At 60.4% G+C, this 8,250-nt stretch carries 10 protein-coding genes and 1 pseudogene; 9 read left to right on the forward strand and 2 right to left on the reverse strand.

All coding sequences use genetic code 11. The annotated features are described in order from the left end of the window. The 5 genes and pseudogenes from M0954_RS15280 to M0954_RS15300 form a co-directional block, all read left to right on the forward strand. Positions 1-108, forward strand: a pseudogene (locus M0954_RS15280) (branched-chain amino acid ABC transporter permease); the annotation flags it as partial. After that, positions 105-1,157, forward strand: coding sequence for a branched-chain amino acid ABC transporter permease (locus M0954_RS15285; protein WP_123387005.1), 1,053 nt, complete (start codon positions 105-107; stop codon positions 1,155-1,157). The pseudogene M0954_RS15280 and the gene M0954_RS15285, both read left to right, overlap by 4 nt. Further along, on the forward strand, positions 1,154-1,921 hold the full coding sequence (locus M0954_RS15290; RefSeq protein WP_297354099.1) for an ABC transporter ATP-binding protein: 768 nt from the start codon (positions 1,154-1,156) through the stop codon (positions 1,919-1,921). Before M0954_RS15285 ends, M0954_RS15290 begins: the two co-directional genes overlap by 4 nt. Continuing rightward, entirely contained in the window at positions 1,918-2,619 is a 702-nt protein-coding gene (locus M0954_RS15295) for an ABC transporter ATP-binding protein (protein WP_122157963.1), read from the forward strand. Before M0954_RS15290 ends, M0954_RS15295 begins: the two co-directional genes overlap by 4 nt. Before the next feature lie 63 nt (positions 2,620-2,682). Continuing rightward, the gene (locus tag M0954_RS15300) at positions 2,683-4,176 is read left to right on the forward strand and encodes a M81 family metallopeptidase (RefSeq protein ID WP_297354101.1); all 1,494 of its coding nucleotides are present in this window, start codon (positions 2,683-2,685) and stop codon (positions 4,174-4,176) included. Between the two features lie 16 nt (positions 4,177-4,192). Here the strand turns inward: M0954_RS15300 and M0954_RS15305 are convergent, their stop codons facing one another. Further along, the gene (locus M0954_RS15305; RefSeq protein WP_297354103.1) at positions 4,193-5,092 is read right to left on the reverse strand and encodes a LysR family transcriptional regulator; all 900 of its coding nucleotides are present in this window, start codon (positions 5,090-5,092) and stop codon (positions 4,193-4,195) included. A gap of 106 nt (positions 5,093-5,198) precedes the next feature. Between M0954_RS15305 and M0954_RS15310 the strand changes: the two genes are divergently transcribed. The 3 genes from M0954_RS15310 to M0954_RS15320 all read left to right on the forward strand — a co-directional run bounded on the left by M0954_RS15310 (position 5,199) and on the right by M0954_RS15320 (position 6,858). Then, a complete protein-coding gene (locus M0954_RS15310; RefSeq protein ID WP_297354104.1) occupies positions 5,199-6,266 on the forward strand; it encodes an alkene reductase in 1,068 nt (355 codons plus the stop codon). Then, a complete protein-coding gene (locus tag M0954_RS15315) occupies positions 6,263-6,418 on the forward strand; it encodes a hypothetical protein (protein WP_297354106.1) in 156 nt (51 codons plus the stop codon). The genes M0954_RS15310 and M0954_RS15315 overlap by 4 nt, the downstream gene beginning before the upstream one ends. A 218-nt stretch (positions 6,419-6,636) precedes the next feature. Next, a complete protein-coding gene (locus tag M0954_RS15320) occupies positions 6,637-6,858 on the forward strand; it encodes a hypothetical protein (protein WP_122157959.1) in 222 nt (73 codons plus the stop codon). A 13-nt stretch (positions 6,859-6,871) separates the two neighbouring features. Here M0954_RS15320 and M0954_RS15325 read toward each other — a convergent pair whose 3' ends face one another. Next, a complete protein-coding gene (locus M0954_RS15325; RefSeq protein WP_297354109.1) occupies positions 6,872-7,810 on the reverse strand; it encodes a CHAD domain-containing protein in 939 nt (312 codons plus the stop codon). Positions 7,811-8,131: 321 nt separating this feature from the next. On the opposite strand from M0954_RS15325, the gene M0954_RS15330 reads away from it, so the two are divergent. Next, on the forward strand, positions 8,132-8,250 hold a 119-nt coding region (locus M0954_RS15330; protein ID WP_297354111.1), incomplete at its 3' end, for an alkaline phosphatase family protein.

An 8,250-nucleotide genomic window follows, 5' to 3' on the forward strand; every position in this document is an offset into this window, starting at 1 on the left:
AGCGTGATGAGCACGCTGTGGCCCGAAGGTGCAAGCCTCATGATTTACGTTGCGATGGCTGCTGTTCTGCTGTTGCGCCCGAACGGACTGCTCGGGAGAGCGACATGATCGACACGTCGAAGACGCTCGCTGCTGTGGACGCATCGACACTCGGCGCGAAGCGCACCTTCAAACAGGCATTGCATCACTATCGCTTCATTCTCCTAGCGCTACTTGTGGTTTGCGTGTTGCCGCTCACCTTGCGCTCGGGCTCGCTCGCCACTGAGGTGCTGGTGTATGCGCTCGCCGCGCTCGGCTGCAACCTGTTGCTCGGTTTTACCGGATTACTTTCGTTCGGCCAGGGGATTTTCTTCGGACTGGGCAGCTATACCGCGGGCATCGTGCTAACGAAGCTCGACGGCACGCCCGTCACGCTGGCGTTGCTGGCCTCGATCATCGTCGGCGCAGCGGCGTCCGCCCTGGTTGGCTGGTTCTCGATTCGTCAGCGTGGCACCTACTTCGTTATGCTAACACTCGCATTCGGGCAGATGTTCTATTTTCTGGCCTACACGACGCCCAATCTGACCGGTGGGGACGATGGCCTGCTCAGTATCCCTCGCCCGGCACTCTCGCTGTTCGGCAAAACGATCGTGCCGCTCACGACACCGTGGCAATACTACGGCTTCGTTGCCGTGCTATTTCTGCTCGCGTTCTGGCTGCTCATGCGCGTGTCGCATTCCGTCTTCGGGCGCACGCTGCTGGCGATCCGCGACAACGAAGCGCGCGCCGCCGCGGTGGGTTACGACGTCAAACGCTTCAAGCTGATGGCGTTTGTGATCTCCGGTGCAGTCACAGGTCTCGCCGGCGCGCTGCACGCGCTGATGACCGGCATCGCGCCGTTGTCGAATATCGACTACCACACGAGCGAGATGATCCTCGTGATGACGGTGATCGGCGGCACCGGCAATCTGTTTGCATCGGTGCTCGGTGCGGCGTTTTATGTGCTGTTCGCCGACTGGCTCTCTACCTTGTGGCCGCGCTGGCTGTTGCTGCTCGGGCTGCTGCTTATCGCTGTGAGTCTGTTCATGCAACGCGGACTGTGGGGTCTCGGCGAGCGCATCTGGCAAGCGGTGCGGCGTGATACGCCCATCTCTGACTCAGGCGAGGAGCACGCATGAGCGAAGCCATCCTGCAGGCAAACGGTATCGTGAAGCGCTACGGCAAGTTCACGGCGCTTTCCGAGATCGATCTGCGTATCCTGCCACGCACGGTGCATTCGGTGATCGGCCCAAACGGTGCGGGCAAGACGACACTGTTTCATGTTCTCACCGGCACGTTACCGATCACCGCCGGCAAAATCATGTTCGACGGCCACGATGTGACGCATAAGCCCGATCACAAGCGCGTGCGCCGCGGCGTCGCGCGTTCGTTTCAGGTCACGAGCCTGTTCGCCAATCTGAGCGTGCGTGAAAACCTGCGCCTCGCGGCGCAAGGTGTCGACGCAAAACGCGCGCTGAATGCGTGGAAGCCGCCGCGCGGCACGCTCGCGCATGCCGATGTAGTGGACAGCGTGCTGGAGCGCCTTGCATTGCAGCGTTTTTCCGGCACCGCTGCGGGCGCCCTATCGCACGGTCAGCAACGGCGTCTCGAAGTCGGCATGGCGCTCGCCGCGCGGCCTAAAGCAATCTTTCTCGACGAACCGACGTCGGGTATGGGCATCGACGATCTCGCCGATATGAAACAACTAATCCGCAGCCTGCGCGACGACTACACCGTGGTACTGATCGAGCACAACATGGGCATCGTGATGGACATCTCGGACACCATCACCGTGATGCAGCAGGGTCGCGTCCTGGTAGAAGGCCGCCCCGACGACATTCGCGGCGATGAGCGGGTCAGAAGCGCTTACCTTGGCAACATGATCACGGGAGGCCGCGCATGATCCTCGACGTCCAGCAGATTCACGGCTTCTACGGCAAAAGTCATATCCTGCAAGGGGTCACGCTACGCGTCGGCGAAGGCGAGACCATCTCGCTGCTGGGCCGCAATGGCGCCGGCAAGTCGACGACGCTCAAGAGTATCGCCGGGGTCGTGACGCCGCAGCGCGGCACAGTGACCTTTAAGGGCGAACCGATCCACAAGCTCGCACCGCATAAGATCGCCTCACGCGGTGTGTGCTTTGTGCCTGAGCATCGCGGCATTTTCCGGCTGCTTTCGGTCGAAGAAAATCTGCGGCTCGGCGCTCGCAAAGACTCGCCGTGGCAGCTCGACGATATCTACCGTATTTTTCCGCGCCTCAAAGAGCGGCGCACGAATGGCGGCGCTCAATTGTCCGGCGGCGAGCAGCAGATGCTCGCCATTGGCCGCGCGTTGCTGAACCATCCGCGTTTGTTGATGCTCGACGAGCCAGTAGAGGGACTCGCGCCCGTGATCGTCGAAGAAATCGTTGCGCAGTTAAAGCTGATCAAGCAAGCGGGTGTCGCAATCCTGCTGGTCGAGCAGAACCTCGAGGTATGTTCGCAACTCGCTGACCGGCATTACATCATCGAGCAGGGCGTGATCGTGTATGAAGGCGATAACGCCGCGTTTATCGCCGACGAGTCGATCAAGGACCGCTATCTGGGCGTGGGCGTCGTTTAACCGCAGTATCGTTTAACCGCCGCGTCATTTATCGCAAGAAATCGCAAGAGCAAAGGCAAGCGCATGAAACTCCTCATCGCCAGGATGAATCACGAAACCAATACGTTCTCTCCCGTCGCGACACCGCTCGAGGCATTCGGGCGCAGCGGCCCGAACTGGGGCGAAGACGCATTGCGCGAAAACAAAGGCATGCAGACCGCGATGGCTGCGTTTATCGATGCAGCCGAGCGTGAGCACGCGCAGTATGTGACGCCGGTTTCGGCTTCGGCCAACCCAAGCGGCCCGGTCGCGGCTGCTGCCTACGATGCGATCTGCAATGCGATTGTCGAGGCCGCGCACGGTTGCAACGCCGTGTTGCTGGATTTGCACGGCGCGATGGTCGCGGAGAACTCGGCCGATGGCGAAGGCGATCTGCTCGCCAGCGTACGTGCCGCGCTGCCGGATGCGCCCATCGGCGTAGCGCTCGATCTGCACGGCAACGTCACGCAAAAGATGATCGACAACGCCGACGTCATCGTCAGCTTCAAGACTTATCCGCACGTCGACATGTACGAGACCGGCGCGCACGCCGCGCGTTTGCTGTTCGATCTTATCCATCAGCGAGCGCGGCCGGTGATCGCGTGGCGCCAGCCGCCGCTGCTCACGCACACGCTGCGCAGCGCGACGGCCGAAGGCGCGATGAAACGTGCGGTCGATGCCGCGCGGGCCGCCGAGGCGGACGGGATGCTGGCGGTATCGGTGCTGTCGGGGTTTTCGCTGGCGGATATTGCAGCGCCTTGTATTAGCGTTGTGGTGGTGGGCGATGGCGATCACGCCGCTGCGGATCGGGTCGCACAACGAATCGCGCAACAGATCTGGAATGACAGGGAAGACTTCTTTTATCGCAGCGCTCCGCTCGCAGACTCGGTCGCGCAGGCGGCCGCTCTCGCTAAGGCTGCGGACAAGCCCGTGCTATTGCTCGATCACGGCGATAACTGCATGTCAGGCGGCACGTGCGACACGATGGATCTGCTTGCAGAGGTGCTCAAACAGGGACTCGAAGGTGTCGTGAGCGGACCGCTTTGCGATCCGGAGGCGGTGGCGTTATTGCATAAGGCCGGGGTGGGAGCCACTGTAACGCTTCCAGTCGGCAACAAACTCGCCAGCGAGGCCGTTAAGCCGCAGGCGCCCCTCACGTTGACCGGCGTGGTACGCGGACTCACCGATGGCGAGTACACCATTAGCGGTCCTACTTACACAGGACAGCGCGCCTTCATGGGACGCGCCGCCGTGCTCGATATCGGCACGGCAACGCTCGTCCTGACCGAGCGCACGCATGAGCCGTGGGATCTGGGCGTCTTCGAAAGCGTCGGCATCGATCCACGCCGCGCGCGTTTTCTGTTGCTTAAATCGCGGATGTATTGCCGGCCGGTGTTTGTGCCAATAGCAGCAGCACTAGTGGAATGCGATAGCCGTGGGGTAACGAGTTCGGACTACGGCCTGTTCGACTTCGAGCGCGTGAAGCGGCCGGTTTATCCCCTTGATGCAGATACAACATGGGAAAACATCCCATCGTAAGCGTCTGCCAAAGCAATCATCCCAGACTCGACAACCGCCCCTTCAAAAACTCGATAAACAACCTCACCCTCGCCGGCAACAATCGCGTCTCCGTGATCGCGTGCACCTGCACGGGCGAAAGACGCCAATCGGGAAGCACGCGTATGAGCCGCCCCAACGCCAGATCATCGCGTGCGAGCTCGGGGTCCAGCGCCGCGACTCCGACACCTTGGGTCGCCAGTTCGCGGCTCAAGCCAACACTATTCATCGCGAAGCGGGTCGCAGTGACGACTTCGACCTTTTCGTCGCCGCGATAATACGTTCTCGACACGTCACCCTGCCTCGGCGCCGCCTGCGTCACGCATAACACGTGATGGCGGAGATCGTCGGGGTGGCTCAGCGGCGGCGCATTCTTCAGATAGCCCGGTGACGCATACAGGTAGCGCGGCAGCAGCGCAATCTGGCGCGCTACCAGCATCGACGGCGCCGTGGGCGCCGGTCCGATGCGGATCGCGAGATCAAAGGGCTCCGCCTGCAGATCGATCCGGCGCGGCGTCAGGTCGAATTCAAAAGCGATCAGCGGGTACGCCTTGGCGAAATCGGCAAGGATCGGCGCCAGATGGCCGGTGGCGAGATCCGCGGGCATCGAGACCCGCAGTGTGCCGGTCGGGCGTTCAGCCACGTCCAGCAGCGATTCATGCGCAATGCGCGCTTCCTCGACGATGCTTTGGCAGCGCCTGAAATAGACCTCCCCCGCCTCGGTCAACTCCACTTTTCGGGTAGACCGGTGCAGCAGGCGCAAGCCAATCGTCTTTTCCAGTTCCGCAATATGCCGCGAGACCGTCGAGTTCGGCATATCCAGCGCCTCCGCCGCGCGGCGGAAACTCCGCGTACGCGCCACTTCGACAAACAGGCGCATGTAGCTCAACAATTCCATAGCGATTGCTCCACTGGTGGATCACTGTATTCTATTTTAGACCTTTATCTCTCCAATGGATCAGTTCATTCTGTCCTTACTCCTTCACCAACACCAAGGAATCGACATGAACTCGCTCTACAAAAGCATCCGTATCGGCCGCCATACCCTGCGCAACCGCTTCGTCATGGCGCCCATGACCCGTTCACGTGCCGACGATGCGTCGGGCGTGCCCTCCCCGCTCGCCGAGCAGTACTACGCCCAGCGCGCCAATGCCGGCCTGATTTTGACGGAAGGCACTTTCCCGTCGCCGATGGGCAAGGGTTATGTGCGTACACCGGGCATCCACTCGGCTGCGCAGATCGAAGCATGGAAGCGCATTACCGCTGCAGTCCACGCGAAAGGCGGCCTGATCTTCCTGCAACTGATGCATACCGGACGCATCTCGCATCCGAGCCTGCTGCCGGACAATGCCACGCCCGTCGCGCCTTCCGCGATTGCCGCGGAAGGCAAGGTCTTCACCGCCACCGGGCCGCAGGACTTCGTAGTGCCGCGCGCGCTGGAAACCGAAGAAATCCCGCGCATCGTCGAGGACTATCGGCTCGCTACCCGTCACGCGCTGGAAGCCGGTTTCGACGGCGTCGAGTTGCATGCTGCCTCCGGGTATCTGCCGGAACAGTTTTTGTCCTCGGGGACCAATCAGCGGACCGATCAATACGGCGGCTCGCTGGAAAACCGCGCGCGCTTCGTGCTCGACGTGCTGACCGCCTTGGTCGAAGAGGCCGGCAGCGATCGCGTCGGCATCAAGATCGCGCCGGAGATGGGATTTAACAGCGTGAGCGACGCCGCGCCGCAGGAAACCTATCAGTACCTCGTTCAGCGGATCGGACAACTCAAACTGGCCTACCTGCACCTCGCCAAAACGAAGAGCCCGTTCGACTACCGCGCACTCCTGCGGCCGCTGTTCGACGGCGCGCTGCTGCACGGCGGAGGCCTGAACAAGGCAAGCGCTCAAACGCTGATCGATGAGGGCGGTGCCGATGCCGCCGTATTCGGCAGCCTGTATCTCGCCAACCCGGACTTGCCACAACGCTTCCTCGCCGATGCGCCGCTTAACACGCCCGACCGCGACACGTTCTACTCGGCCGGCCCGCAAGGCTACATCGACTATCCCTTTCTGGAGAATGCACAATGAACCGAGCTCTTCGTATCCATGCTTATGGCGGCGCCGACGCCATCTCTATCGATCCCAGCGACTTGCCGACGGCAGTAGCCCATGCCGCTAACGCAATCGAGCGTAACAAGACGGGGCATGGCCGCGGCGAAACTGTCGTCAAGTTCCAATAATTGAGGCTGTCATAAGCCCGAATGCGCGACGTCCATACACCGACTTCAATTCGTTATGCGAAGTAAGTGTATGGAGTTTTTGCGCCCCGGCTCGCACATGCAGAAAACGTGTCGTAAAAATTTAATGTTGCGTCGCAGCATTTATACGCCTATGCTGGGTTGAGCGGAGCTTGGGGCTTACTAGATGCCCATCAGGCCCCCTAACTGCGGAGGCATAAATGACATATCCGCACTCGCCTGATTTGACGCTTCATGTGTTTGAACAGGATGGTGGCTGGCATTGGGCACTGACGACCGAAAGGCTGCACGGGACGGGGAAAAAGGTAGTCGCATATAGCGAGGACCTGTTTTCCTCGGAGGCACAGGCACGTGCGGACGGCGAACGGGTAGCGAACAGCTGGCAGCACGACGGAGAGCAGCGTCGGTCCGAACTGGCATAAACATGCGCCTCGGTCAGCGGCACGGGGCATCGACCCGCGACGCCATCGTATGCAATATCTCGTGGACGTGATGCATGTGATTCGCGGTCTCGCTTTGGAGATACGCAATGGCCTGTTTGACCCGCCTGGCGTCACCTAACTGAAAGGCATACTCGCGAAGCAGTGTTTCGCTCGTCACCTGGTCGTTCAACGTCCCAAGTTCGTCTTGCACCACTGTGAGACGGTCAATCACCGCCTGATGACCACCCTGCAGAACCGGCGCGAAAAACTGCAGCAAATAGCGAAGTTTTTTCCCCGCTATCCGCACCTCGTGTAGCGCCGCGTAGTCTGTGCCATCCGCCGATATCGCTCGTTTGACGCGCGTCTTCAAGGCTTCTTCGGCTACTTGCACACGTTCTTCCGCGAAGCTTGCAATAGGGCGAGCGGCGCATTGCGCATCAAGATGCAAGCGTGCGTCTGCAAGGGCCTGCTCCAGGATTCGCTCCACACCCGCATTGCCGATTGACCGCAGACTAAACGACAGCGCCTCGGCCCGATGCTCATCGATCGCGGTAATCAACAAGGGAAACGAATGTTTCCCCGATGCATCCACTGCGGCGATCAGTTCGCGCAAGACATCCCAGTCTCGCGTACGGCCGGCGGCATCGGCGAGTGACTTGAACTCGCGGCGCTGCAGCTTCGCCTCTTTTCTGTCGAGCAAGGGGTCGTATGCCCACCAGAGCGTACGCAAACGGCGCAGCGCTACCCGGAGCTTGTGTAGGTCCTCGGGACCCGCGCTGGAATTGAGCTTGCGAACCCGGAACACTGCTTCGCCGGAAATCGCTGTAGCAAGCAGCACGAAAGCATCGGCAACCGTCGTTGCAGCGGAAACCGAACCGGCGCTGACAGGGCCGACTGCTGCAGACGAAGCGTAGGTATCTGCGGTTTCAGCTACCAGGGTACGGGAACTCATGGTTCGATACGCCTTTTGTAACGCGTTACCTCTTCAATCCTACAACGCGGGAACGCGAGCGCCAATGAGAACAAAAGTCTCGTCTTCCCGCGGCATGCTCGCTGCGTCTCGTCAGCACTATATCTGCGCTGAATTCGCGCCATGTTTTTTTCCGCGTGACATCAAAATGTAATGAAATGGTGAGGCGTTTTTGCCTCGCAAAACATCAGAGATATTTCTTCGAACCTGCTTGGGGCATCCATGTCGAAGCCTCGGAACGCGTGCATGCTGAAACACGTATTGCACGCGAGCACCGCAAACGACATCAACGAAGGAGTGTCCATGGCTAACCAGCTTGCCGCGATTCAGCACATTGTCGTTCTGATGCTGGAGAACCGTTCTTTCGATCACATGCTCGGCTTCCTCTACACAGACCAGCAGAATAAATCGCCGTCCGGCCA

This window comes from Paraburkholderia sp. (assembly GCF_026225065.1).
Classification (GTDB): Bacteria; Pseudomonadota; Gammaproteobacteria; order Burkholderiales; family Burkholderiaceae; genus Paraburkholderia.